General features: G+C 38.7%; 24 protein-coding genes and 1 pseudogene. 2 read left to right on the top strand and 23 right to left on the bottom strand.

Annotated elements, in window-relative coordinates; all coding sequences use genetic code 11:
• Window positions 1-24 precede the first annotated feature (24 nt).
• From R4Z09_RS18265 to R4Z09_RS18370, 22 genes and pseudogenes are all read right to left on the bottom strand, one after another.
• Window positions 25-570, bottom strand: coding sequence for a 2,4'-dihydroxyacetophenone dioxygenase family protein (locus R4Z09_RS18265; RefSeq protein WP_338448176.1), 546 nt, complete (start codon window positions 568-570; stop codon window positions 25-27).
• 102 nt (window positions 571-672) lie between these two features.
• Window positions 673-1,419 carry a glucose 1-dehydrogenase gene (locus tag R4Z09_RS18270; protein ID WP_338448177.1) on the bottom strand — a complete coding sequence of 249 codons (747 nt, stop codon included), beginning with the start codon at window positions 1,417-1,419 and terminating at the stop codon, window positions 673-675.
• 28 nt (window positions 1,420-1,447) lie between these two features.
• On the bottom strand, window positions 1,448-2,515 hold the full coding sequence (locus R4Z09_RS18275) for a 2,3-butanediol dehydrogenase (protein ID WP_338448178.1): 1,068 nt from the start codon (window positions 2,513-2,515) through the stop codon (window positions 1,448-1,450).
• Between the two features lie 33 nt (window positions 2,516-2,548).
• On the bottom strand, window positions 2,549-3,826 hold the full coding sequence (locus tag R4Z09_RS18280) for an MFS transporter (protein ID WP_338448179.1): 1,278 nt from the start codon (window positions 3,824-3,826) through the stop codon (window positions 2,549-2,551).
• Window positions 3,827-4,202: 376 nt separating this feature from the next.
• Window positions 4,203-6,122, bottom strand: a complete 1,920-nt coding sequence (locus R4Z09_RS18285) for a XylR N-terminal domain-containing protein (protein ID WP_338448180.1) — start codon at window positions 6,120-6,122, stop codon at window positions 4,203-4,205.
• A 141-nt stretch (window positions 6,123-6,263) separates the two neighbouring features.
• Complete coding sequence (locus R4Z09_RS18290) at window positions 6,264-7,742, bottom strand: aldehyde dehydrogenase family protein (RefSeq protein ID WP_338448181.1); 1,479 nt, start codon at window positions 7,740-7,742, stop codon at window positions 6,264-6,266.
• Window positions 7,743-7,810: 68 nt separating this feature from the next.
• Window positions 7,811-8,661, bottom strand: a pseudogene (gene fdhD, locus R4Z09_RS18295) (formate dehydrogenase accessory sulfurtransferase FdhD).
• Between the two features lie 54 nt (window positions 8,662-8,715).
• The gene (gene fdhF, locus R4Z09_RS18300; protein ID WP_338448182.1) at window positions 8,716-10,773 is read right to left on the bottom strand and encodes a formate dehydrogenase subunit alpha; all 2,058 of its coding nucleotides are present in this window, start codon (window positions 10,771-10,773) and stop codon (window positions 8,716-8,718) included.
• A 64-nt stretch (window positions 10,774-10,837) separates the two neighbouring features.
• Entirely contained in the window at window positions 10,838-12,052 is a 1,215-nt protein-coding gene (fdhA, locus tag R4Z09_RS18305; RefSeq protein WP_338448183.1) for a formaldehyde dehydrogenase, glutathione-independent, read from the bottom strand.
• 272 nt (window positions 12,053-12,324) lie between these two features.
• Window positions 12,325-12,969: a GntR family transcriptional regulator gene (locus R4Z09_RS18310; protein ID WP_338448184.1), complete on the bottom strand. Its 645-nt coding sequence runs from the start codon at window positions 12,967-12,969 to the stop codon at window positions 12,325-12,327.
• A 203-nt stretch (window positions 12,970-13,172) separates the two neighbouring features.
• Window positions 13,173-14,534: an MFS transporter gene (locus R4Z09_RS18315; protein ID WP_338448185.1), complete on the bottom strand. Its 1,362-nt coding sequence runs from the start codon at window positions 14,532-14,534 to the stop codon at window positions 13,173-13,175.
• A 228-nt stretch (window positions 14,535-14,762) separates the two neighbouring features.
• Window positions 14,763-15,524, bottom strand: coding sequence for an SDR family NAD(P)-dependent oxidoreductase (locus tag R4Z09_RS18320; RefSeq protein ID WP_338448186.1), 762 nt, complete (start codon window positions 15,522-15,524; stop codon window positions 14,763-14,765).
• On the bottom strand, window positions 15,525-16,226 hold the full coding sequence (locus tag R4Z09_RS18325) for a 4-carboxy-4-hydroxy-2-oxoadipate aldolase/oxaloacetate decarboxylase (RefSeq protein WP_338448187.1): 702 nt from the start codon (window positions 16,224-16,226) through the stop codon (window positions 15,525-15,527).
• Entirely contained in the window at window positions 16,223-16,963 is a 741-nt protein-coding gene (locus R4Z09_RS18330; RefSeq protein ID WP_338448188.1) for a PIG-L deacetylase family protein, read from the bottom strand. The genes R4Z09_RS18325 and R4Z09_RS18330 overlap by 4 nt, the downstream gene beginning before the upstream one ends.
• Before the next feature lie 93 nt (window positions 16,964-17,056).
• On the bottom strand, window positions 17,057-17,881 hold the full coding sequence (locus tag R4Z09_RS18335; protein WP_338448189.1) for an alpha/beta hydrolase: 825 nt from the start codon (window positions 17,879-17,881) through the stop codon (window positions 17,057-17,059).
• Window positions 17,882-17,960: 79 nt separating this feature from the next.
• Window positions 17,961-18,923 (bottom strand): hypothetical protein, encoded by a 963-nt coding sequence (locus tag R4Z09_RS18340; protein ID WP_338448190.1) that lies wholly within the window; start codon window positions 18,921-18,923, stop codon window positions 17,961-17,963.
• Window positions 18,924-19,010: 87 nt separating this feature from the next.
• A complete protein-coding gene (locus R4Z09_RS18345) occupies window positions 19,011-19,400 on the bottom strand; it encodes a RidA family protein (protein ID WP_338448191.1) in 390 nt (129 codons plus the stop codon).
• 230 nt (window positions 19,401-19,630) lie between these two features.
• Complete coding sequence (locus tag R4Z09_RS18350; RefSeq protein WP_338448192.1) at window positions 19,631-20,152, bottom strand: 3-phenylpropionate/cinnamic acid dioxygenase subunit beta; 522 nt, start codon at window positions 20,150-20,152, stop codon at window positions 19,631-19,633.
• A gap of 49 nt (window positions 20,153-20,201) precedes the next feature.
• Window positions 20,202-21,560 carry an aromatic ring-hydroxylating dioxygenase subunit alpha gene (locus tag R4Z09_RS18355; RefSeq protein WP_338448193.1) on the bottom strand — a complete coding sequence of 453 codons (1,359 nt, stop codon included), beginning with the start codon at window positions 21,558-21,560 and terminating at the stop codon, window positions 20,202-20,204.
• A gap of 70 nt (window positions 21,561-21,630) precedes the next feature.
• A complete protein-coding gene (locus tag R4Z09_RS18360; RefSeq protein ID WP_338448194.1) occupies window positions 21,631-22,539 on the bottom strand; it encodes a DUF1932 domain-containing protein in 909 nt (302 codons plus the stop codon).
• A gap of 45 nt (window positions 22,540-22,584) precedes the next feature.
• Window positions 22,585-23,034 carry a GlcG/HbpS family heme-binding protein gene (locus tag R4Z09_RS18365; RefSeq protein ID WP_338448195.1) on the bottom strand — a complete coding sequence of 150 codons (450 nt, stop codon included), beginning with the start codon at window positions 23,032-23,034 and terminating at the stop codon, window positions 22,585-22,587.
• 347 nt (window positions 23,035-23,381) lie between these two features.
• A complete protein-coding gene (locus R4Z09_RS18370) occupies window positions 23,382-24,023 on the bottom strand; it encodes a GntR family transcriptional regulator (protein WP_338448196.1) in 642 nt (213 codons plus the stop codon).
• Between the two features lie 208 nt (window positions 24,024-24,231).
• On the opposite strand from R4Z09_RS18370, the gene R4Z09_RS18375 reads away from it, so the two are divergent.
• The gene (locus R4Z09_RS18375) at window positions 24,232-24,651 is read left to right on the top strand and encodes an FUSC family protein (protein WP_338448197.1); all 420 of its coding nucleotides are present in this window, start codon (window positions 24,232-24,234) and stop codon (window positions 24,649-24,651) included.
• A gap of 56 nt (window positions 24,652-24,707) precedes the next feature.
• A complete protein-coding gene (locus R4Z09_RS18380; protein ID WP_338448198.1) occupies window positions 24,708-25,277 on the top strand; it encodes a hypothetical protein in 570 nt (189 codons plus the stop codon).
• 20 nt (window positions 25,278-25,297) lie between these two features.
• Here R4Z09_RS18380 and R4Z09_RS18385 read toward each other — a convergent pair whose 3' ends face one another.
• A complete protein-coding gene (locus R4Z09_RS18385; protein WP_338448199.1) occupies window positions 25,298-26,419 on the bottom strand; it encodes a hypothetical protein in 1,122 nt (373 codons plus the stop codon).
• Window positions 26,420-26,447 lie beyond the last annotated feature (28 nt).

Consider the following 26,447-nt stretch of genomic DNA (forward strand, 5'->3'; position numbering starts at 1 on the left):
TTATCATTAACCAGCTTCTTTTGTTTAGATATACAGCTCCTTATTGATCGGAATACCATGCTCACGGCAGTAGCTTTCATAGTGATTGATATACCACCAAACATCGCACGTCTCAAGGAAATTGGCGTCCTCGTCGTAAAACTCGATCGCTCCATTGAGCCAGCCAAACAGCTTCACACCTTCTGGGTGGTCGGTCACTAGCGTATGTGTTTGTCCAGGTGTTTCGTAGATGAAGCCACCAGGACCAGCAACCCAGTCATATTCTAGATAGCGCACGCTTCCTTCCAGGCAAAGCATCACCACCGTACCCCTGTGCTTATGTGTACCGATTACGCCAGGTGACTTAATCCATAGAATGTTACTGAAAGTATTGTTACGGACGTCGAAAGCAAGATGTTTAATGGCAGCATTATCACCGAACGGCACCCATGGGCTATCCTCGTCCGAAACGAATTTACCTTCAACACCATGTTGTTTGATTACATCAGCATAAAGTTCGGGAACATCGACAATTTTGTAAGCACTGCCTGGAGCCGTCATTCTTTTTAAATTGTTTGTTGTTTCTGTCATAATTTTATCCTCCTTGGTTACCTTTAATATTTTATGATTAATAGATTACTAACTCCCAAGAAACGGTATTTCCCCTACTTACTGATCCATTTCATCTTAAATCTATTGAGCGCAATATCCGCCATCAATCAATAGCTGACTGCCAGTTGTGAACTTTGATTCATCCGAAGCCAGATAAAGAATTCCATTTGCAACATCAATGGGTTCTCCAAAATGCCCCACCGGAAGTAAGGACTTTACGTATTCCACATCCTCAACATTTGCCATTAATGGGGTTTGAATATACGCCGGATGAACCGTATTTACCCTGATGTTCAGACCTTCTTTAGCGCAATAAAGAGCGGCAGACTTTGATAATTGATCTACTCCTCCTTTACTTGCGCCATAAGCTACAAGTCCTGGATCACCAACCATTGAAGCGATCGATGAAACGTTTATGATAGATCCCCGCTGCCCCGTTTTCTTCATCGCTTCAATACCATATTTAGTGCCTAAAAAAGGGCCATCAAGGTTTATGCTAATAACTTTATGCCACAGTTCAAATGTTGTATCTTCAATTGTTGCGAATGTACCAATCCCTGCGCAATTTACAACTACATTAAGCTTGTCATAGGTTTGGAGGGTCGTTTGGATTACTGACTTCCATTCTTCTTCCACTGCAACATCATGCTTTATAAATAATGCTTCGCCGTCATTTGACTGAATAATTTCGATCACTTCTTTTGCCATTTCTTCGTTAATGTCGGTTATGACTACTTTTGCACCTTCCTTAGCAAATAAAATGGCTGTCTCTCTCCCGAGGCCCGATGCGCCTCCTGTAATCAATGCAACCTTCTCTCGTAATCTCATTGAATTCAATCCTCTCAAGAATACTCTCTTAAATATTTATAGATTTAGGTGTAACTAGAATCTTCGAGTGAGATTTATCAGTCAAAAGGGTGTTAAAACCTTCTTCAACTATTTGGTCTAAATGAATTTTTTTAGAAATTAATCCCTTTGTATTAATTTTTCCATTTGCTATTAACGAGATTACCTCAGGAAAAACGTGCCGATATGCACAGGAAGAGCGAATCTTCCGTTCTTTTAACACAAGCAGATTCGGATTAAATGAGACGGGATTTTCCCATAAACTTACGATCACTGTTTCCCCATCCGGCTTTACGCTTTCAATTGCATCTAAGAAAGAACTTTCAACTCCAGCGGCTTCATAACTTACATCCACGCCCCGATTGTCGGTAATACGGTGAATCATTTCCACCGTTTTGTCAGTTTTTGGATTAATTACATGGGTGGCGCCTAGTGCTTCTGCTTTTGCTAATCGGCTTTCGGATACTTCCACGGCAATAATTTTGCTGGCACCTGCAGCTTTAGCAGCTTGAATGAGCAACAGACCTATTGGGCCGGCGCCAAACACAGCACATGTATCTCCCACCTTTAAACCACTTTGGCGAACGGCGTATACAGCCACCGCTGCAGGTTCAACTACCGCGCCTTCTTCATACGAAATGTTATCAGGCAGTTTATGTACCAGCTGAGCCGGTACGGTTGTATATTCCGAAAATCCTCCTCCATTTGAAGTAAGGCCGTGAAATCCTAGCTTTGGACATAGATTATAACGTCCGCTTTGGCAATACATGCAAGTCCCACAAGTTAAGACAGGTTCAACGGTTACTCGGTCACCTACTTGCACATTTGACACCCTATCACCTATTTCAACCACTCGTCCTGCAAACTCATGACCTAGGATGACTGGTGCTAACTGTCCTGTCAATGGATGCGGTTCCTTAACAGGGATTGTCATCGGGCCCGATACATATTCATGAAGATCGCTGCCACAAATCCCGCCCCACTCTACCTCTATCTTAACCATTCCTTCACTTACAACAGGTTCTTCTACCTCTACTACCCGGATATCTTCTAATCCGTACCACATTGCAGCTTTCAACTTAATCCTCTCCTATTCCACAGTTAATTGATTTTATATATGAGTCGGATTCTCTGATACAGGAGAATTTTGTAACTCTTCTCTCTTTTTCAGCTTAATTGGTGATGTTTCAGTTAAAAACATTCCGATAAAAGCACTTATAAGAGCAAATCCAGCTGCCATCAGCAATGGAGTCGCAATACCAAAGCGGTCGGCAAGAACACCACTTAATGAAACAATTCCAACGCCACCGATTAATTCACCGGCGCCCATCGTTAATCCCACAGCGGCTCCAATATATTTAGCTGGAAGGGCTTCAGACGGAATAATGGACATATAGAGAGCCATTGGCCCCGGTCCAGCGCATCCGATAATAACAAGTAACATCAACAACCAAAATGGTCCGTTGAAGTATAAGATGGATAATGGTCCCAACATGGAAATTAACGAAAATGTAATCATTGCTGGCTTTCTTCCCCACCGATCAGATAAAGCCGGTACAACAAATCCCCATACGGCTGCACTTAGACCAACAGCCGCCATAACATAACTCATAATATTAGGAGAAACTCCTTTCACTTGAACCAAATACAGTGGAGCAAAAGCAAATAACAGCGTATACCATGGGATTAGGAATACTCCTATAACGGTACATAATACGATATTTTTATTTTTTAACAGCTCCGTGAGACGAACCTTCTCACCTTTGTTTTGACTATCAGTTGACATTGATTCGTTTTGATTTGCAGCTTTTGGTTCACTAACATATTTCCAAATTAAAAGTGCTACGATAATACCAGGAACTATTGTTAGCAAGAACGTACTTCTCCAACCTATTGCCGCGGCAACAGCAACAAGAACGATTGGTCCTAAAATCCCGCCTAAGAAATTAGATGAAAAGTTTTGCAGAAATCCTAAGTTGAATCCACGTCGAGATTCAGACGATTCAACAGCTAAAATGGATGTACCCGCAGGAAAGAATGGTCCTTCAAATAGCCCCATGGCCATACGAATAATGAGTAAAGACATGAAGGATGTTGCAATACCTGTCGTAAATGAGCAAAGTGAAAATAGCAGAACCGTGAAGATTAAAACCGTTTTTCTTTTCCCCATTCGATCTGCTAAGGAGCCTCCAAAATATCCCCCTAGCGCCCAAGTAAATGAAAATGCAGCAGCAATCAAAGTGATTTGGGTGTTTGTCATTTGAACATCTTTAAGAATAAACGGCATTAAGTAATTTAGTCCTAGTCGATCAAAAAATAGAAATCCCCATCCCAATGACAGAATTAAAAGCAGCCTATTTTCGTAATTCCAAAACTTCCTTTTTTCCATGCCTTTTCACCCTTTCATCACTGATTTTCTTTTCATAGATTGTGTGCAAGTTTGTTTTATTTTGTTATTCCTCCCCACTTTGTTTCCGCTTTCATTTTTTAAAAAACTTTTTATGCATCTTTATTTCTTATCTATGATCTCCTCCTTTTTTTAAAAAGTATCGTTAAGTTATTTCTTATATTATTTGAATTTTCTAATAAATAATAGTACAGAAAGTGTTAACATTCATGTCTTCTTTTAGCAATAACTGCTTTTAAGCGTATATTTGTAAAAAAATGAGTCTACCAAAATAACAACTAGTAAACAGGGTTTTCTGAAAATAAATAAAAGGCCAGATAGCTGGCCTTATTGAACACCGAGGTTCTGTATCGGTTGTTTAGTTAAATTTCATCATTCCTAAGAAACTATATACTTGCACGGCTAAATGAGCATCAAAAAAGTCTTGGCTATTTGTTAAATCCAAATCACTGAACTCCTGAATCCGTTTCATTCGGTATCTGATTGCACCCATAGATATATTCAATTCGCGTGAAGTTTTTTGCATATTTCCTTGATTCTCAATAAAATAATAAAGTGTCTTTAATAATTCCAAATTATATTGCTCATCATATGCCTTTATCTCATTTAACAACTCACAGGCATGATTTTCAAGGTCAGCTAAATTCTCAGAACAGAAGATTTTCCCAATGGATCCTAGTTCACCAAAAAAAATCACCCGCAAAGGACTTCTCTTTAATTTCAAAATCTCAATTGCTTTTTCCGCCTCTTCGAATCCCTTTTTCAACGTTTTTATCTGTTTGCACAGGGAACTAATTCCCAGCATAATATTAAAATTTCCAAATCTATTAGTGATGCTGTTAAGGATTGATTGGCCAAATTCATTTACCTCAAGCTTAGACCTTTTGATCATTTCATGAGGCATAAGAAGAACAATTTGATTTAGATTTGTTGACATAAGACAAGGTTCTCCAAAATTTCTTACTTCAGTGTCAATCATTTCAGAAATTTGTTTCTTCACCTTAATAAAATACTCTTCACCCCCTTTGAGCTCATCATTGTACTCTATATTAAATAAGAACACATAATATTCTTGTTTGAGGTTGTATCCTAAAATTCGTATGCGATAAGTAATCTCTTCTTCATTATATGAACCTCTTATCAGTTCATTGAGGAATTCACCTTTTATTTGTTGGATCGTTTCAATTGCTGTCCTTTCGTTTAACAATTGAATGGCACAGATCGTTGAAGCTCTCTCCAAGGAGATGTATTCCATCTCATCATACCTACCAGATTCTTTAAGGAAAGATATGTAACCCAAAATCTCATTTTTTATGACAATGGGTGAGATAAGCCGTTCGTGCTGCCAGCCGAATTGCTCAGGAACAGTTATATGAACTGTTCTTTTTTCATTTATTACTTGATTCATTCGTTTTCTTAGGGTTTGATCATGTTTCGGGAACTTGATAAATTCCATAAAGTTATGATTTTTATATCCTCCATTCGATTCTAATCTATTAAAATTCTTATCCTCTATAATCACAGTATGGTTTAATTCTTCTCCCAAAACTTTAACAACAGATTGCAATCCACCGCCTGCCAGTAATACTTTCGATAGTTTTTCATTGATTTTTAATGCTCTTTTAAAAATTTCTTTTTGTTTTTCGATTCGAAGAAATGCGCGATCCAACTCCTGTGCTAGATTTTCCTCTTCATAATAATGTAATTCAGTTTCGATATCCTCTCCCCAATCTTCAATTGATTTTCCAATTAAACGACAACGCAAATCTCCCTTTCCCACACATTCAATTTCCTTAAAAATAATTTTTCTCCCAACATGGGTACTGACGTAACCTCCTGCAGTACCTACAAGGTTAAAGCAGACTGGTTCGTGATGATTTCCAAATTGTTTAACATGCTGTTCAGCTTCGACAGAATCATACCAGTAGCATTCCGAATAATACTCCTTTGTAGCTGGATCATACTTGAGTTCTTTGACCTCCACCGAAACATAACCAGTCATACCGTGGACATAACCTCCGGCAGAAAGCCAATCAATTTCCGAGTCAAAAGGAAAAATTTCTTTTAATTGCTTTGCAACATTAATTCCATTACTCCATCCATGACGCAGTAAAAAGCCTTTTGCCCTGTCAATGCCTAAAGATGCGATGAGGTCTCTTCGCAGTGTACCGTATGCATCAGCCTCCATTAATATCATCCGTTTATTGTTTAAATGGATCCGACCGGATTCAGGGTAGAATTTGATTATTTCTTCAATATTTTGTGTATTTGTAATCATATGGTACCCCTCTCATCGTAATTGGCCATGTTAAATAAGTATAAAAAATAGAGTATGAGAAAGAGAGTATCCAACCGAATACTCTCTTTCCGAACACCCCAATTAACTTTATCAGAGTGATTAGGATATTAATTTGATAAATTATTCAGGGATATATGGCAGATCTAAAGCATTAGGAACGTTAATAACATGTGAATGAACATAAGATAATAGGCCTTCATCACCGTATTCACGGCCAATTCCTGATTGTTTTACTCCCCCGAATGGGAACCTAACATCTAGGCCCATAATGGCTGCCGTATTAATCATGGTTGTACCTGCCTCTATGCGGCGTGCCACCTGGATAGCATGTTCCTGTTCTCCCCATACTGAGCTGGTAAGGCCATAGATACTTTCGTTTACTAACGCAATAACCTGTTCTTCATCATCGTATGGAAGAATAGGTATCGCAGGCCCAAACTGTTCTTCCACCACAATTCGTTCATGATAATCTGCATTTAAAACTAATGCTGGCTGCATAAAGTATCCGTTCTCAAAGACATCCTGTTCTAGGATCTTTCCGAGCGGAATAACCTTAGCTCCACGGTTTTTGGCATCTTCAAGTAAACCTTTTACGAAATTGAGCTGGGCTTGATTGTTCACCGGTCCCATCGTAGTCTCTTGGTTTAAAGGGTCTCCAATACGAATCCACTTATTGGCTGCCTCTATATACTTCTCCACGAATTGATGATAGATGGAACGGTGCACGTACACCCGCTTGGCAATCATGCAAATTTGACCATTATTGAGGAAATTGGCAATGACTAATCGACGCATTGCTTGCTGGTCGTTCACATCAAATTCAGGAAGGAAAATGGCTGCATCGTTCCCTCCTAATTCAAGGGTCAAATTCTTTATGGTATCAGCAGCTGATTTCATAATATGCTTGGCTGTTTCCGTACCGCCAGTAAATGCAATTTTCGCTACCTTCGGATTGGAGGTTAGTTCCACACCCACATCTGATTCCCCATGCACCATATTAATGACACCTGGCGGGAACTCTTCAGCTATTATTTCGATTGCTTGACTGACAGCAAGCGGAGCGTACGGACTTGGCTTTAACACTACTGTATTGCCAGTTAACAGTGCCGGAGCTATTTTAATAGTTGAAAGTGAAATGGGATAATTCCACGGGAAAATCGCCGAAACAACTCCCATCGAATCATAACTAATAATTGTTCTGCCGTTTTCATGTTCCTGTACTTTTTCCGTTATTACTTCTTTCACTCTGTTGCAGGCATATTCCATCCACATTGTGGATACAAATATCTCCCCTTGAGCATCATAGAGAGGTTTCCCATGCTCACGAGATAGAAGTTCTGATAGCTCAGTCCCTCTATCCTTCAACTTTTGGATAGCACGCTGCATCCGTTCAATCCGTTCATCTAACGATGTTTGTGCCCATGATTTGAACGCATCCGAAGCTGCTTCAATTGCCGCAATTGCATCCTCCCTTGGATTGATTGGGGCATAACCCACGATCTCGTCAGGGTTTGTTGGATTCTCTCGAGAATATTGTTTTTCAGTTGGCTTTTTTTCACCGTTTATGATGGAATGTACAACAAGAGGTTTATGTTCCATAGAATTATTACGCTCCTTCAAATATGTCTATTACAGCGCTATCACCTTTACCTGTTTTGAATAAGCTTCTATCCAATAAACGAACAATTATCTATTTTTTCAGATAAATGAGGATGTATATCGTTCCCTTCGATTCCTTTGATTCTACCAGCATGGGTATAAATATTTAGCGATTCTCCTCTAACAAACCAATTGTTGTTATGCCTAATTCTTCTGCCAGATCTAGTGCCAATTGCGTTGGGGCAGACTTTGATATAAGGATTTCACAACCGACTTTGGCACATTTAATCAAGATTTCAGATGAAATCCGGCCGCTAAATACAAGTACTTTATCAGCTAAAGACAGGTTGTTTTCTAAACAATAACCATATATTTTGTCTACAGCATTATGCCTGCCGATATCCATTCTGGAAACAACGAGACCATTTTTATCGCAAAGGGCAGCATTATGTACACCCCCTGTTTGATGAAAAATAACCGCTGATTCCTGAAGCAGCTCCATCATTCGAAAACAATCATCGATTGAAATAGATAAGGAGTATTGATCCATCACCTTGGCCGTTCTGGCATCATTTAAAAAGTAAAAGCCTGTCCGGCCTTTTCCGCAGCAAGAAGTGATATATCTTTTGGCAAAAAATTTTTTATGAAATTCATTCACGTATGCAGCCTCCACATGGGCTGTACCTTGTTTTTCGTCAACCCATATGGATCGGATATCGTCTACACTCTTTACAAACTTTTCTGATACAAGAAAGCCAATCACTAATTCTTCGATATACTCAGGAGTACATACAATAGTGGTATATTCTTCTCCATTAATTTTGATCGTACAGGCAAATTCTGTGGCAACCTGATCTTCTGTCCACTTTCCTCCATCTTTTTTATAGGAATAAACCTTTCTCTCTACAACAGGTTTAATTTTCAAGCTTTCCACTTCCTTAACGTTTCAGTTTCATCAGCCATTTCAAGACATTTATTGTATAGGCTCTATCTTCACCGCACAGGCTTTAAATTCAGCAGTCCCAGCGATTGGATCGGTTGCTTGTATGGTTAACAGATTCGTGTTCGTAAGTTCAGGAAAATGGAAGCTCATAAAGACTAGTCCCTGGTAGACTTTATTACTAATCCGGACTTTAGTTGTAACGGTTCCCCGTCTGGATGAAACCTCTGCCATGTCTCCATCTTTTAACCCTAATGAAGCAGCATCCTGTGTACTGATTTCGAGGTATTCTTCATTATGTTTGATCTTTTGGTAGTCTTGTGTTTGCACACCCGTATTATAAAAGGATAATCTTCGTCCAGTCGTTAAAAGATATGGATATTGTTCATCTGGCTCTTCCGCAGGCGGTTGATAGTGGGTCGGTTTAAACGGTGCTTTATCCTTCACTTCAGATTCCCATAATCTTGAATGGAGATAACGTGTACCCGGATGTAATTCATCCGGACAAGGCCACTGTAAACCGCCTTCGTTATCTAGGCGTTTGTACGTAATACCGGCAAAGTTTGGGGCCACTTTTCGAATTTCTTCCCAAACATCTTCTGCGCTAGAGTAGTTCCAGGATGCACCCATAGTATTGGCAATGTCCTGCACAATAAAATGATCTTGTCTTGCAGAACCTGGAGCTTTAATTCCAGAACGGACCCTCTGGATTCTTCGTTCAGAATTCGTAATTGTTCCATCATTTTCCGACCAGCCCGCAGCCGGTAGTACAACGTCTGCCATCTGCGCCGTTTTGGTCATTAAGATATCTTGTACCACTATGAAATCAAGTTCATTAAATAAATGTTCCACATGGTTTCCGTCTGCATCAGATTGCACGGGATTTTCACCAATGACATAGAGAGCTTTTATTTCCTTCTTTTCTATGGCCTCAAGCATAGCTGTCTGGTGTTTCCCAGCCTTTTCCGGCACTTCCGCACCCCATACTTTTTTAAATAAGGCCCGGGCTTTTGTATCATCATAATTCCAGCCCCCTGTTAAACGGTTTGGAAGGGCTCCCATATCTCCTCCGCCTTGGACATTATTCTGTCCTCTTAAAGGATTAACACCTGACCCGTATTTACCAATATGGCCTGTCAATAAAGCTAGATTAATAAGAGAGAACACATTTTCTGTTCCGTTATGATGTTCAGTAATTCCTAACGTCCAGTTGATGATGGCTTTGTCAGCCTTTGCATAAAGTCTTGCTACATATCGGATATCTTCTGCAGGTACACCTGTAATGTTTTCGACCGCTTCCGGACTATAGGCTTGAACATGTTCTTTATAGTTTTCAAAATCAAGGGTTGTTCTAATGATAAACTCTTCGTTATAGAGTTCTTCTTCGATAATCGTATAACCCATAGCATTGGCCAAAGCAATATCTGTCCCAACCCTTACAGGCAGCCATGTATCTGCCAGTTTGGTTTGATCGATCTTTCGCGGATCAATCACGATAAGTTTGGCTCCCTTTTTAACTCCGCGTCTCATATGGTTAAAAATAATTGGATGACATTCCTGCGTGTTGCTTCCCCAGGTAATAATCACATCTGTATTTTCAAGTTCTTCATACGAAGTAGTAGCAGCCCCCGTTCCAAATACAGTCACCAGACCGGTGACACTAGGTGCATGTCAGGTTCGGTTGCAGCTGTCGATATTGTTGGTTCCAATCACCGTTCTCATAAACTTCGCCGCTATATAGTTTAATTCGTTTGTTGAGCGGGATGAACTGAAGCAGCCAAAAGCATCTGCCCCATATGTTTCTTTGATAGAAGTAAATTTACTTGCAATCAGCTTTAAGGCTTCATCCCATGAGCTCGGTACAAGACGGCCGTTCTTTTTTATTAACGGTTCTGTCAATCGTTTAGAACTATGGATATATCCCCAGCCCAATGCCCCTTTGACACATGTTTCGCCATGGCTTGATGGATTGCTCTTAAGACCGCGTACCTTAACGATTTTGTTGTCCTTTGATTCAACCACCAACCCACAGCCTGTACCACAAAAGCTGCAAATTGTTTCCGTTGTATGTAAAGGTGTTTCTGTACTCAATTTCTAACCTCCTCCACTTTCCCTAAACGGGGAAATCGACTTTCCCCGTCAGGAACCAAAAAAGTTATCTTACGAGACCATGCGGGTCAATAACAAATTTTCTTGCTACTCCACTGTCAAAAGCCGCATATGCTTCAGGGGCTTCTTCAAGCGAGATAAGAGTTGCATTGACTGCCTTTGCAATTTGGGCCCTTCCATTTAAGATGGACATCATTAAATCACGGTGATATTTCATCACCGGAGTTTGACCGGTAACAAAGGTATGAGCTTTTGCCCAGCCTAAACCAAAGCGAACTTTTAACGTACCCTGTTTCGCGTCATTATCAATCGCACCAGGATCTCCTGTTACATATAATCCTGGAATTCCTAGCTGTCCCCCAGCACGGGTGACTTCCATAATGGAATTAAGCACAGTTGCTGGTGATTCCGCATGGTTCTTACCGTGACCATGTGCTTCAAAACCAACACAGTCAATGGCTGAATCGACTTCAGGCACTCCTAGAATTTGTTCAATTTGCTCACCTAAACGATCATGCTCACTTAGGTTAACGGTCTCACAGCCAAAGCTTCTTGCCTGTGCTAGACGTTCTGCATTTAAATCACCAACAATAACAACGGATGCACCTAACAATTGGGCTGAATGAGCTGCCGCTAATCCAACCGGTCCGGCACCTGCTACGTAAACCGTGGAGCCTGGTTTAACTCCAGCAGAAACAGCACCATGATAACCTGTTGGGAAAATATCCGAAAGCATGGTCAGATCAAGGATTTTTTCCATCGCTTTGTCTTTATCAGGAAACTTTAATAATTGGAAATCAGCATAAGGAACCATCACATACTCAGATTGTCCTCCAACCCAGCCTCCCATATCCACATAACCATAAGCTGAGCCGGGACGATCCGGATTAACATTTTCACAAATATGTGTATTCTGTTCTTTACAGCTGCGGCATCGACCACAAGCTATATTAAACGGAACGGATACAAGATCACCTTTTTTAATAAACTCTACATCACGGCCTACTTCAATTACTTCACCGGTTATTTCATGTCCTAATACCAACCCTTCCGGTGCTGTCGTACGTCCGCGAACCATATGCTGGTCACTTCCGCATATATTCGTTGTCATGACTTTCAGAATAACACCATGTTCACACTTACGGCCGACATTTAAAGGGTTGACACCAGGACCATCTCTTAGAATCAAATCAGGGTAGCTAATATCCTCTACCGCTACACGTCCTTTACCTTTATAAACTACTGCTCTATTACCTGCCATGTTGTTCCTCCCACATCTTTTTTATTTGAATCTGGCTATCTAAAATCTTCTATCAAAAAAAGGAAATATTTAATTCCTTATAAGAAGACGGTTACATTTTTTGAGTTGTTTTCTATAACCTCCTTTTTAATCTATAATGAGTTCTTATTTGTTGAACAATATTGCGCTAGATTAAGTATACTTTTATGATTATTTGTTTGTCAATATTGAATATTTATAATTATCTGAATATAAACTAAGTAGCTGAGAAATGCTTCAACTTCTCTTTTTCATTAAACTAAGTAATTATAGTTACCCTGTATTAATTCACGAAGATTCATTACATGTTTTTTTACGGCTTCCTCACATTTGACTGGATCTCTGCTCTGCAACGATTTTAAAATGGCTCCATGTTCTTTAATAGACTGCTCCTTTCGGCCGGGAACCAGGATCGTTCGAAAATAGTATCGATTTAATTGTGTTTTTATGGTATTAATCATTTTTACAGCTTCTGGATTTTCCGATGCCTCATAGATGATTTGATGAAACATCCGATTTTTCTTTGAATATTCATCAAAGCTGTTCTGTTTAATCAATGTACTCATTTCATTATAAAGTTCCTCAAGCTGCAATAATTGATGATCTGTAATGTTGAGGGCCGCTTTTCTGCCAATTAGTCCCTCTAAAACTTCACGAACTTCTAAATAATTCAACATTTCTTCCAATGTGAAAGACTTGATGGTGGCCCCTTTATTCGTTTCAACATACACTAGATTTTCTTTTTCAAGCATCATCAGGGCCTTTTTGACCGTATTTCGGCTCACATTAATTTCTTCTGCTAGTTTATTTTCTGTTAATTTTTGAGATGGTTTAAAAACTCCATTTAATATTCTTCGCTTAATAAATTCATAGGCAATTCTCGTTTGTGTCGTGGACATAATGAACATCCTTCCCCCTCTCCATGGATTAAACATTATCCCTTTAAGTAATAAAAATAAGGCTGTCTCCAAAGAAAAAGTTAACCAGGCTCTACGATCCAATTATTAGAAAAATTCACTCACTAATAATAAAGATTCAATGGGCACCAGACACATAAGAGACAGCCTCATTCTGTTATAAATTATAATAAGATATGGAACTTTTATTGGCTAACGATTGATTCTGCCTTTACATCGCCTTCTTCCATTACTTTGTCAAAAGAGGCATACTTTTCTTGAACCAGCAGGTAACCAAGAGCCACAAGAATACATGGTACGGCAAACAAAGCAAAAGCCACTTTGGTATCAATACCAGTTGTAATCAGCATAGCGATTAATGTTGGTGCAAGGATGGAACCAATTCGTCCGACAGCTAGCGAATATCCTGATCCAGTAGCACGTATTTCACGAGGATAATATTCGGCAATGTATGGGTTCGCTAGGTTCATGCCTCCAAATGTACCAACACCTGCTAAGAAAATCAAAATGTACACAAATGCAATGTTTGACGTAAGACTCATGCCTATAAACGCAGCAATACCCAATACAAATGAAGTGACAAGAACCCACTTATGTCCTATTTTGTTGGCAAAATAGCCGCCTACCAACGTTCCGACAATTTGACCAAAGCTAACAACCATATTAAATGACAAGCTTGATTTCATACTAAAACCTACATCCTGCATTAATTTTGGTAGCCATGTATTAAGTCCGTATACAATCATCATCGTACAAAATACAGCCATCCAAAAAGCGATTGTACTGAATGCCCGTTTGTTGGTAAACAACTTTTTAACCGGAAAGCCTTTACTTTCATTTGCCGCCTCAGCTAATTTATAATCATATGTTTCTTTAAAATTCCCTTCAGGTTTTACTTTATTTAGGATATCTACGACTTTTCCAATCTGCTTTCTAGCTAAATAATAGGACAACGATTCAGGAAAGTATTTAATAAATAGAGGAATTGTCAGTAATGGAATCCCACCGATATAATACAATACCCTCCAGCTTGTCTGTTGAATCAAAAACATTCCAATTAATGAAGCCAAAATCCCCCCCAAAGCATATCCAATATAAATCGATCCTACAAGGATCGGTCGGTTCTTTTTCGGTGAATACTCTGTCATAAGGGAAATACAATTTGGCATCAAGCCGCCCATTCCAATAGCTGATATAAAGCGCATAACCGTAAACCAAATAAGATTAGGTGCGAATCCGGCTGCTAACGTAAAGGCACTGAATAAGAACATACATAGTACGATGGCATTTTTGCGGCCAAATTTATCAGCCAGAGGAGATAATACGAGTGCTCCCAACATCATCCCAATTAATGAATAGCTTCCTACCGCTCCTGCCTGAATCGGAGTTAAATTCCATTCTGCCATCATCGACGACAGTCCAACACCATACATCGCAATATCATATCCATCAAAACCTATGAGATAAAAACACCAGGCAAAAACCAATAAATGAAAGCGGTTAAATTTACTAGCAGAAACAACGTCTTGTGCATCAATTGTACGCATTCTTATTTCCCCTTTTATTTTTGTATTGTTAAAATGAAAAGAGGCTATTTCAAGATGTCTAGCACTACTATACACTATTAAACAGTAAAATTTACCCATTATAATTATTGTAATTGTCGACACTTTAACAGCCTCTTTAGATAGAAAATCTAATGAAAAATCTATGATATTATTAGCACTACCGATCTAAAAATCGGTTATTTATTAATCTTTTAAATCACACCATTACTAAATCATCAAGCTGCCGCCGTTTACATCTAATACAGCACCATTCACGTAACTTGCTTTATCCGAAACAAGGTAAAGAACGGCATCAGCGACTTCGGCTGGCTGACCTATTCTCCTAAGCGGTGTCCTTAATGCGGCCTGACGGCTCAATTCTTCATCTACACTCTGGGTCATTGGTGTATCAATCCTGCCTGGTACGACTACATTCACTCGAATACCTTTCGGACCATATTCGCCAGCAAGCTTGCGGCTTAATCCTAAAAGTCCAGCTTTACTCGCGGCATAATGCGCAGATGTAACAGGGCTAAAGGTTCTAGATGCTTGTGAACAAATATTAACTATAGCACCTTGGCCTTGATCGACCATCATGTCTAAAGCCGCCTGACTGCAGAGAAACGCACCGTTTAAGTTAATGGAAATAACTCGATTCCAGTCTTCAAATGTAATATCTTTAAAAGGAATAGCACCATTAGGACCCTTTGGTGAGATTCCTGCATTATTAATCAATATATCTACTTTATTGAATCGTTCTTTAATCTTTTCTCTCGCATCGGACACCGATTGAGGATCAGAAATGTCCATCGGAAGAGCCAACACATTGATGTCAAACCTTTTTAGTTTCTCGGAAAGCTCGTCCAAAGCTTCTTTATTGATATCACTTAAAACAAGATGACTTCCTTGCTGAGCCAACTTTTCAGTTATGGATTGTCCAATACCCCCGGCTGCCCCTGTTACCCAACTAACCTTATTCTTCAGTTCCATTTAGGACTCCACCTTCACATTTTCCTTTTCAACATAAGTTACACCTAGATTTAGTAATTTTTCACGAAGTCCATATATATCTAACCCAAGCTCCCCTTTTGCAAGACGTTGTCTAACTTTTGCTTCACGATCTTCACGTTCTTGTGCAGCTTGTGCCACTTTTTCAACATCCTCTTTAGGTACCACTACGACACCATCACGATCACCAATAATGACATCACCCGGGTTTACAATTGCACCTGCACATACAACCGGAATATTTACTGAACCTGGTGTTGCTTTAACTGTACCCTTTGCAGAGAAAGCCTTCGCCCAAACTGGAAATTTCATTTCCGTTAATTCCGTTGTATCGCGTACCCCTGCATCAATGATTAAACCTTCAACACCTTTTGATTGTGCAGATACGCCAAGGAGCTCCCCGAACATGCCATCCGTACTATCAGAAGTTACCGTCACTACTAGAACATCTCCTGGTTGACACATCTCTATTGCCGCATGGATCATCAAGTTATCACCCGGATGAGAGGAAACGGTAACAGCTGTTCCACATACTTTAGCAGTATCATAGATGGGGCGAAGGTACGGGTTCATTAAGCCCGTACGTCCCATTGCTTCATGAATCGTTGCTGTTCCATATGATTTTAACTTTTCAATTGCATTCTGATCGGGCCGCTCGATGTTTTTTACAATAACATGGCTCATACAAGTGTACCTCCTACGGTTGGAAAATGACGTTGATAGGCTTCTGCATATGTGATCTTACTGCCGGAAAGGTTAATTGCACTACCGATGTTACGGCCAGCTTGCATACCGCGGCGCTTCGCTAATTCGGAATAATACTCCCATAGATGTTCTTGTGCATTCATACATTCCATTGCCCTTCGTTTACGATCAAACACTGAAGTAATATCTAAAAAGGCATTAGGTTTAAAATCACATTGTTCTGGTTGATGCGGCTCAAATGAGAAGACTTGAGGGGCTCCCAATATTCCGTGTTCTGAAGGATAGCCTTCTGCTTGTGCAAGAACACGGCATTCAAGAACAAATTCTGCTGTTCGCTTATGGTCAAAATTATATGGATCCTCAAGTGAATGTGTCAGGATGATTTCTGGTTGATGCTCTCTGAATTCATTTACAACAATATCCTGTAATTCTTTAGTTATTTGTAAAGGATAATCCCCTGCGTCTAAGAATCGAATTTCCGCACCTAGAATCTTTGCTGCTTCTTCTGACTCAGCACGCCGTTTTGCTTTGATTTCTTCTAGTGTTTTTCCATCTTTCCATAAACGGGCAGACTCTCCACGTTCACCAAAAGATAAACAGATGACACGTACTTGATATCCTAGATCATGATATAAGGCGATTGCCCCACCACTACGCCAAATAAAATCTGCTGAATGGGCACTTACGACTGTGATTGTTTTTTGTTTATTAGACATAATTTATTTCCCCTTCACAATAATGTTCGAATGTTCAGTCTTTTTATAATTGGCAATACCAATTATAATGATAAGTATACTTTTATTTGATTATTAGTTTTTTAAGGTTTGTAAATCAGCATGTTTTTGTATAAACTGTATAACTTGTTTATTGAATTCTTGCGGAGCCTCACTAGGAAGAAAATGTCCAAAAGGCAATACAGCCATTTTAGAATTTGGAATAAGTGAATGTACTTTCTCACCCATACTTAAGTCATTTACTGGATCCTTTGATCCCCACACTACTAAGGTTGGCACCTTGATATGAGGCAGCCTTCTTTGAAGATTATATCTAGCCCTATGCAAAGGTTGATTCATATGATTTAAGATTTTTTGATAGGCTTCAACAGCATCTGTTATCTTTGTACGCTCATACCATCTTTGAGCCGTTTCTTCTATATTAATGCTTCCTGGTTCAGTCGTTTGCTTAACATGTTGTAAAATGTCTTCGTAAGAAGGCGGAGTAAAAGCGGTCATTGTTGATAAGGTTCGAGTTGAAATGCCACCATTTCCTACTAATGTTAGTGTCCGAACACGTTCGGGACTTTCATATCCAAAAAGGGCTGCCACCCATCCGCCCATGGAATGACCTACTACGTGTGTTGATGAAGCCCCGATAGCATCCTGAAACTCTCTTACAAAATCTGCTAGATACGAAAATGAATACTCTACCGGGAGCCGGTCTCCGTTACCCCATCCGACAAAATCTGGAGCGTATACATGGAAGTACTTGCTAAGTTCTTCTATATTTTTTAACCAATAATCGCCTCCTGTATAGAAGCCAACCCCATGAAGCAGGATCAGCGGCTCACCCTGACCTGCTTCTAGGTAATAAGTTGTCCCGTGACTTAATTGAATCTGCTGCTCTTTAATCTCCATCATGTTCCTCCTTTTCTAGTCTTCTTGTATTATTAAGTAAAGCAAGATCGAGTTTTATTAAGAACTAGATTTATATCAATTACTTCCAGACTGCAAATGTCATTCCTACTCCCGTACCAGCAGGTGAACGGTAGCCTGCAACATATTCTAAGTAATCGATTTTCTTATCTTCTAAAGCTCCCGCTGCAACAATCCAATTCAAAATCTCTCCAGAGGCTCCCTCTAATTTTTCTCTTGGGATAGACTTAAGGACTTCCGCATCTCCTCTTTTTAAACCATCGATTACCACTTCATCTAGTTTTTCATCTAGTTTAAAATGGCTTAGACCACCGGATCCAATGACCACGACACGTTTATCCTCTCCCCAAGATTCGATAGCTTTTTTCAGCGCTTTACCAAATTCATAGCATCGAGCTGGTGTCGGCTTATTTGGCGGGAAGAAACAGTTAACGAAGACTGGAACCATTGGGATTGCTTTATTAGATAGGAGACGTCTCCTTACAAATGTATACGCATGACCGATAGAACGTCCTTCTACTTGTGTTGTACTCTGCGAAACATCAAACCCATCTAGCATCATTTGTTCGATAATATGATTTCCAAGCCCACTATCTGTTGGATAAATATCCATATCTTCTGTGGTATGCCATGCCCAAATGACGGGACGTAATGATGGATGAAGATCATCTAATTTCACAGGAAAATCTTTCAATTCTGTTCCATTGAATACCCCAAAAGTAGGCTTTGCTTCATTCATAAACAGTTCTTCCTGATCATCTCCAATGACAACTAAAATATCAGGATCTGCAGCAAGGATTTCTTTGTTAAGATAATCTACTGCCACATTACACATTTCGTATTTCTCTTGCCAAAGTTTTGGGTCTAAATGTCCTTCCAGCGTTGCAGCCAGCTCCTGTGAACGTTCTTCATAATTTGTCTCAGGATTCAAACGATCCCTGTCTGCATGCATGGACCAAACTTCCGCTGGACTGCTAACTTGAGGACTATGTGAAGAACCAATCCCTAGTACAATTTTTGCCATTTAAACCTCTCCTTTTTACCTTTATATTTTATAAAACAATTAAATTCGTTATCTTCTAAGTCCTTTGTCCATCACTGGAAATGACTATCATTCAGGTAAAACCGCGATAATCTCCAATTGTACTACTGCTCCTTGTCTTAACTGGGTCACTTTAGAATGTCGAGCAGGCCTGCTTTCGGGATCTGGAAACATTTTGATCCACTCTTCATTAACTAAATCTCGAATGCTTTCATCCTGAACTAATACGGTCACTTTCCCAATATGTTCTGGACTCCCTCCAGCAACTTCCATAAAACTGCGAACGTTTTGAAAAACATACTTTACTTGTTCTGCGGGTTCCTCTGGAATCAACCCTGTAGCAGGATTATTACCAGCAATAGCTGAGGAAAAAACCATATTGCCTAGTTTCGAACCCAATGGAATGGGTGTGTTACCATGGGCTACCCCTTCAATTTCAATACTTTTACGATAAGTCATTTCGTCACCTCATTAGCTTAACTCTTTATTATTTTTACGTCTATAAAACGCCCTCATAAATGAGTTCAATATTGTTCAACACTTTTGTGTATAAATTTAGTATATTTTCTAATTATTAATCTGTCAATAAATAATATTTTAAATTTTCTAAATACTTTTTTTAAAAAAATAACATGCCTTAGAGAAGCCATCACATCATGCTTTCACCTCTCAAAGGCAGTCATATCTGTTTATAAAAACGTGCTTAGATTCATAACGGTTAAGATAGATTGGTCAGGGTAAATACAGCGAGAAGCAATTTTCCACTCTCCGTTGACTTTGCGCAGGACATCTACACGCTCACCAAAAATTTCTTCTGCATTGTGATCCGTACCTCTGCTTCGTTTTGTTAAAAAATAGCTTTTTACAATAATTTCATTGTTCTCTAATCCTGGTTCAATTCCAATATTAGAAACAAAATGACGGGTGTGTATAGGCGGATCTTCCGCCCAGGCTGAAGTCGTTCCAAATCTAAGTACACGCGTTGTTAAAGATTTCTTACTTTCTTCAAAATAAGTCATTGCATCGTCTTTACCTGTCAAATCCTTTGATTCCCTTGTTACACGGACAGGCATACGGTAAACAATGTCATCTGTAAGCAATTCCAGCCAATCCTTAAAATTTCGATCGTCTAATAGTCTTGCTTCGTAGTTAAGCAAATTAGTAACCTCATAAAGTACTTCCATATTTATCTTGAGCTCTTGTACTTCCATATACAATCTCCTCTCCCATTAACTACTTTATCAATTAAACGCTTACAACTTATTCATCCCGCTCCGATGACAATAATCCGAGCCAATAATCATGCATCCCCCTTAATGCAAAGTCCGTAAAACAGGTTGGGTAAGCAATACCAGGGCCCGGCCATGATTTGTCCGGCTCAATTTTATCCATGCCCATCATATAATTCAGTACATTATTAAAGATTAGATCACGATCTCGCGCCATTTTTCCTTTACTTGCTTTTGTCACACGGGTCCAAATTTCTGTATCATCTGCTTCCAAGGTTCCTGATGGGCCGAAAGAAGCTACATACCCTTTATAAGAAGCTTGTTTATACTCTTCAGGCGCAGCCTTATCGATTAAAAACCATGCCCAAATTTCAGTTTTATCCGGTGCGATCGGTCTCCAAATGCGTAGTGTTAAATAGTTATGCAAATGGCCTTCGTTTCCATGTACTGGACAGTGGAAAGCAAGATTTGGAAAACAGTTTCCAACGATAACTACTGTTTTTTTATATACTTCTAACTGTTCTTTCGTTAGATTTTTCTCAAACATTGGCCACATTTCTTCTGGAAGCCCTTGATATGGGGGTACATTGAGTCCATTATCAGAAGAACTAACATTGATTGCGTGTCCGTGATTTAATTGAACCTGATGTCCATAGCTTGCATAAAGCGGATCCTGTGGACTGATTCCAAGCTCAACAGTTGATTTATGTGTGGTCGCTACATGGTACGGATCTCCACCAAAGTTTTCTGCCGCAATCTTCCAATTCGTATTGACAACCCAACGCTGCGGGGAGCCGACTACTTCCATCCCGCCATCACTTCGCGCTAGGAATAAATCAAAGTACCATTTAAGTTCACCAAGATAGTCTTCAAGCGGCATCGCATTTTTATCTAAATTTCCGAAGATGAGCCCTTTATAAGTCTCAACCCGTGGAATTTTTCGTAAATTCCATTCTGGTCTTACCATTTTTTCGCCAAAGACTTTATTACCAGCAATGACTCCCATTAATTCCCCATCTGTATTAAAGCTCCAGCCATGGAATGGGCAGGTAAAGGTCTTTCTATTTCCCACATCTGCGGCGCATAAATGAGTTCCACGGTGAGAGCATGAGTTTAAGAATACATTAATTTCACCTTTTTTATTTTTTACTAACAAGACGGGATCGTCCATTAACCATCTTGTAACGTAATCCCCAGGCTCCTTCAGTTCAGATTCATGTCCTAAATATTGCCATGTATAACCAAATACCTTATCCTTTTCTAATTCAAAAATCTCAGGATCACTGACCATCCATTGCGGAAACAATCCTTGGTCAAACTTTTCTCTAATATCCTCTAATTTCTCTTTCGTAAGTACACCATTTGAGTTTGGTTGACGTGTAATACTCACTTAGACTCCCTCCATTTTACAAATATTTAAAATCCCCAATATGAAACTCTCATACTAGCAAACACTCAGTCTATCGTGATTGCTGAACAATATCTTGTTTAAAAATCGCTTCTAAAACCTTGATAAAATGATCTGGACTTTTATAATCAAAATACTCATTCAATCGTAAATCAGCCAATTTCTGTAATTTCTTCTTTGTCGCTCGGGACATCGTATCATCAAGATCACTTTCTCGTATCGTTTCTATCACTTCTGACATTTCTGAAACCCTTCGTTCAGCATGGATAGCTGTTCGGGTCAACAGCATATTGGTCAGCTCTTCAATAGGCTGATTACTCAATGTCTTATTAATAGACTCAATGATTTCCTTTTCAATACCTGACTTATAAGCAGCGGTTAGCGTTTCTAATAAAAGCGAAGTAAATCCCTTCATAAAGATACTCCGTACCATTTTAATTGCAGATGAACTTCCCGCTTGGTCATTAATTACCGTAATATTCATTCCGAAGGGCTGTAATAAGGCATACAATGAGGATGCCCCGGAACCACTTACATAAATTGGAACCCTATGTCCGTGAGGTGGAACAGGGTCCATTACAGATCCATCCACAAATAATCCAGCACCTTTACTAACCATCGAAGAAATCTCTTGTTTAATTTTAGGAGATGCTGCATTCAAATCAACATACATCTGATCTTCTTTCATATGCTGGGCAACTTCTTCAGCGATTTTGAGAGCGAATTTTGCACTCGTTGCACAAAAGATGATACTGCTCTTTACTACAAGATCCTCTAATGTCATTGTTAAATGAACATTTGCTAAGTGAGCTCTTTCCCTTATTCGTTGCCCTATAATAGGATCAGTTGCCATAACATCAAACGCTTGGATTTGTGTAAGACCTTCAGAACCTAATCCTTTACAGATATGATAGGCAGCCTCTCCAAACCCAATAAATCCTATTCTAGGATTAGACATCATGTTTTAGCTCCTTTACCTAGTTGTTTTTCCGAAATACTCAATCATTTAGAAATATACAATCCCTTCTTCCTCTAAAACTTTTTCTATTACCGAAATAGCAGCTTTAGCACATTCACTATCTTCCTCCGCTGTACCGCCGGAAACACCAACTCCACCAACTAACACGCCATTTAAATGAATCGGCAAGCCTCCGCCAAATATGGCTAGGCGTTTGGTATGTACAATCCCATGAAGAAGAGCTGGATTATCCTTAATGGTTGGATACCAATCTTCAGTAGCTCTGCCTGAAGCTGATGTGAAAGCCTTATTTTGAGAAATTTCTAAGCTTAACAAGCTGGCCCCATCCATCCTCGAGAATGATTTCAAATTTCCACCATCATCACAAATAGCTACAGTCACTTTTATATTTAACTCTTTTGCTTTTTTACAAGCTGCAATGATCATTTCCAAGGTTAGTATTTGTGGTAAAATTGGTTTTTGATAGCTAGATTCCATTTTTTCAATCTCCTTTCTATATAGAAACAGCGTTGTGTTTTACGTAACATACTTTTAAAAGATTAACTTAATTAGAGCAAAATTGATTAACAATTTTGTTTCCAATTTGAGTATAAATTCTGCTTATTTACATGTCAATATTAAAACTTAGAATTTTTAGAATTTTTATTTATTTTTGCTCATTGGAAGGCATTTCTATAAATCCTTACCATTTAAAGAATTTAAAGTTTTTTTTGAAACAGAATAAAGCCCTGAGAAAACTTATCCCAAGACTTTTATACATATTACGAGAAAATGCAAACTGTTGAATATCCATAGATAAATAGGGTTCCGTCCTTTTTCTATTTTTACTGAAGAAATTGATAATTGTGGACAATTACTTGCCGTACATGATCAACATGGTGTTCAACAGCTTCAGCAGCTTCTTTCTCATTTCGATTTTTTAATGCCTCATAAATCCTTATGTGCTCCTGCAGCGATTCCTGATTTCTTCCAGGAAGTAATAGGCTTCTAAAATTGATTCTTTTTAATTGGTTTTTTATTGTATTAATCATTTCAACAGCTTGCTTATTTTCTGAAGCTTTATATATAATTTCGTGAAATTCATTATTTAATAATGTATATCGATCGAAATCATTTTCTTCTGTATACGTTTTCATCTGTTGAACAATTTGTTCAAGTACTTGTAAATCTGAATCTGTTATTTTTTTTGTTGCGTTTTTAGCTACTAGCCCTTCTAACACTGCCCTAATTTGCATGTAGTTAACCACTTCCTCCATAGTATAGGACTTAATGGTTGCACCCTTATTTTTCTCAAGCTCTACTAAATTTTCACGAGAAAGCATTAATAACGCTTTTTTGATTGTATTTCTACTAACTCCTACATCTTGAGACAACTGTGCCTCTATCAATTTTTGTGATGGTTTATACGTACCATCTAGAATTCTTTCTTTAATGAAATGATATGCTGTTTCCGTTTGTTGACTCATAATTTTACACTCCACCTGTTTATTATTATCATAAAAGTTCAACAATATTGTTTAAAATTATCTTACATCTTATTAGAATATTTCGTCAACGCTATTTAAAAAATAGTATTACTCGCTTTTTTCACTTATTGTATGTACAATTCATCGAATAAAGGTACCATAATATATCAACACTAACCTTGAATAGAAAGTCTTTGGGAGTAAGTAAATGAAAAAGATAAAATTAACCTTCTTCGAAAAAATAAATCTAATGATAAAACTCGTAATTGGATCAGCAATTTCATGGGAATTAGCTATTTTACTTGGTTCTAAATATCCCTACCTAGCCCCTATTTCTCTGATTCTTTGTTTGCAAATAACGATGATAAAATCGATTCAATTTGGAGTGGCAAGAATTTTAGGCACTGTCATAGGAGTTGCTTTCGTCTCCTTGCTAGCCCCTTCTCTTCATGCGAGCGCCTGGTCAATCGCTGTTATCATGTTCGTCAGCCTGTTGATTCCGCTTTTATTTGGCGCAAATGGTAGAATTCTTCATCAAATTGCCCTAAGTGTCTTACTCGTTCTTGAATTTGAGCATAAGCTGCAAGGCTATGGATTCGATCGAATTAGGGATTCAATCATTGGGTAATAACTGCTCTGGTGCTTCACTGGTTAGTAAGACCGCCAAACTTTACAAAAAGAGTGATGTCAAAGATGGAAGGCTTGCCTTTGCTTTTAGTGGAAAAACTGAAATCTTTAGCTATATGGGTGGAGGAAGGTTTGCCTGAAAAGAACTTATTCGAACAAGATTTAATGTTCATTCGGAAGAAGCTGTTTGAAACAGAAACTCTAATGAAAAAGGCTGAAAAAAGCTTGAAATTCAGCCCTTCAGCCAAAAAAAGCAAACCGTTATTACAGGAAATGGAGTTATTATTAAACACGTTATATCAAATGCATAGTGATATAAAAGCGATGTTTGAAATACTGAATGAGCGGAATAAAATTGTTCCGTTAACAAAAGAAATCAAAGAGGAATGGGTTCATAATCTTTACTTATTAGAAGCTGCTATTCGTAACTGGAATGAAGAGAAAATCATCTCAGATACGAATTTGCTTAAGTATAGTTCGAATGAATCATTACTCTTGCCTGCATTTTGGCATGGTGAGCATCTAATTTCTATTCTTAAACATCACCTCTTCCAACCTTTCACCATAAAGATTCATTTGCTACAAACAGTGATATTTAATAAATGGTCCCTTCCCTTTTGTAGTTGAATGACTAGTTTGGAAACAAATCATTCTGATGAAGATTCTTCGTCAGTAAAGGAATCTTCAATTTGGATTTCAGTGAAAGGCATTTCTGTTTCTGGTGAATATGACTGATTATTCGCTGTGGACTCCTCATCCATAGGGTCGCTTGATTGATCTGGCTTTGTTTGATTTTCCATTTCTTCTTTTGCCTGCTTCATCTTTGCTATATCATCTTGAACCTGCTCAGCTATCGGCATCGGCACGCTTCCATATGTCGCACCAATATTCAGCGCCCCGCTAAGATGATTAATCCCCAGCTGAGCAAAGTTATTATTTTGTTCATATTTATCTAGATAAAGCTTGTCTATATATAAAGTTCTAAAAGCTGGGTCTGAGTGTTCCTCTTTCCCATTATTATTTTGGTAATCCGTACATTTTCCCATCAGATCATTTACTTGTCTAAGCAGTAACGCTTGTCCTTCATTTAACACACGATAATTTTGTTCCAAGGAAAGAAGCCTTTGTTGAATTTCAAAATAAACAGACTCACCGTACTCTTCGCTTTCACTTTCTACGTCCCCATCAAATCGTGACTGTTCAGCCGTAAGCCTTTCAAATTCAGATTCATCAAAACCACTTCCCTGCTGAACCTGAGTTTGTTCATTTTCTACTTCGATCATTTTCGAAACCTTGTCTTCTAACATACGTATTTTGGCCTGTAAGTTTTCCTCATTTTTCTTCATATCAGCAAATTTTTGGGCCAGTAAGCTCTCTACTAGATCCTCCACTTGCTTTTCTATTTTCAAAGAATCAAGATGCCGTTTTTCAATTGAAGGTATATGATCTTGTATAAATTGTTCTAACTCGTCCACTCTTCGGGCTAATTCATCTATTTTTTTCTTAAAGAACATTTCTATTTCAGACGTTTTTTTTGATAAATCCGGTAGATGAGAGCGTTGATTCGAATCGAACTTACGATGTTCAGAAGCCTTTTCCTTCTTGCTGCGTTCAACTGAATGTGACATGGAACGCCGGATCTCATTTTCAAAGTTTAATAATCTCTTTATATGAACTTCATGAGCATTGACTTTTAACATGATTTTTTCGATTTCATTCATATTAATTTTCAATTGTTCCCTTTGTTTATCTTGATTAAAAAATCCCATAAATTGAGCCCTCACATCATTTTTTATT

Origin of the sequence: Niallia oryzisoli (assembly GCF_036670025.1) — a bacterium.
GTDB lineage: Bacteria > Bacillota > Bacilli > Bacillales > Cytobacillaceae > Bacillus_BD > Bacillus_BD oryzisoli.

Coding starts and splice junctions, on each gene's coding strand:
- R4Z09_RS18265 (WP_338448176.1), bottom strand. CDS start 570: ATGACAGAAACAACAAACAATTTAAAAAGAATGACGGCTCCAGGCAGT.
- R4Z09_RS18270 (WP_338448177.1), bottom strand. CDS start 1,419: ATGAGATTACGAGAGAAGGTTGCATTGATTACAGGAGGCGCATCGGGC.
- R4Z09_RS18280 (WP_338448179.1), bottom strand. CDS start 3,826: ATGGAAAAAAGGAAGTTTTGGAATTACGAAAATAGGCTGCTTTTAATT.
- R4Z09_RS18285 (WP_338448180.1), bottom strand. CDS start 6,122: ATGATTACAAATACACAAAATATTGAAGAAATAATCAAATTCTACCCT.
- R4Z09_RS18290 (WP_338448181.1), bottom strand. CDS start 7,742: ATGGAACATAAACCTCTTGTTGTACATTCCATCATAAACGGTGAAAAA.
- fdhA (WP_338448183.1), bottom strand. CDS start 12,052: ATGGCAGGTAATAGAGCAGTAGTTTATAAAGGTAAAGGACGTGTAGCG.
- R4Z09_RS18310 (WP_338448184.1), bottom strand. CDS start 12,969: ATGTCCACGACACAAACGAGAATTGCCTATGAATTTATTAAGCGAAGA.
- R4Z09_RS18315 (WP_338448185.1), bottom strand. CDS start 14,534: ATGCGTACAATTGATGCACAAGACGTTGTTTCTGCTAGTAAATTTAAC.
- R4Z09_RS18320 (WP_338448186.1), bottom strand. CDS start 15,524: ATGGAACTGAAGAATAAGGTTAGTTGGGTAACAGGGGCAGCCGGGGGT.
- R4Z09_RS18325 (WP_338448187.1), bottom strand. CDS start 16,226: ATGAGCCATGTTATTGTAAAAAACATCGAGCGGCCCGATCAGAATGCA.
- R4Z09_RS18330 (WP_338448188.1), bottom strand. CDS start 16,963: ATGTCTAATAAACAAAAAACAATCACAGTCGTAAGTGCCCATTCAGCA.
- R4Z09_RS18335 (WP_338448189.1), bottom strand. CDS start 17,881: ATGGAGATTAAAGAGCAGCAGATTCAATTAAGTCACGGGACAACTTAT.
- R4Z09_RS18340 (WP_338448190.1), bottom strand. CDS start 18,923: ATGGCAAAAATTGTACTAGGGATTGGTTCTTCACATAGTCCTCAAGTT.
- R4Z09_RS18345 (WP_338448191.1), bottom strand. CDS start 19,400: ATGACTTATCGTAAAAGTATTGAAATTGAAGGGGTAGCCCATGGTAAC.
- R4Z09_RS18350 (WP_338448192.1), bottom strand. CDS start 20,152: ATGGAAGTACAAGAGCTCAAGATAAATATGGAAGTACTTTATGAGGTT.
- R4Z09_RS18360 (WP_338448194.1), bottom strand. CDS start 22,539: ATGATGTCTAATCCTAGAATAGGATTTATTGGGTTTGGAGAGGCTGCC.
- R4Z09_RS18365 (WP_338448195.1), bottom strand. CDS start 23,034: ATGGAATCTAGCTATCAAAAACCAATTTTACCACAAATACTAACCTTG.
- R4Z09_RS18370 (WP_338448196.1), bottom strand. CDS start 24,023: ATGAGTCAACAAACGGAAACAGCATATCATTTCATTAAAGAAAGAATT.
- R4Z09_RS18375 (WP_338448197.1), top strand. CDS start 24,232: ATGAAAAAGATAAAATTAACCTTCTTCGAAAAAATAAATCTAATGATA.
- R4Z09_RS18380 (WP_338448198.1), top strand. CDS start 24,708: ATGTCAAAGATGGAAGGCTTGCCTTTGCTTTTAGTGGAAAAACTGAAA.
- R4Z09_RS18385 (WP_338448199.1), bottom strand. CDS start 26,419: ATGGGATTTTTTAATCAAGATAAACAAAGGGAACAATTGAAAATTAAT.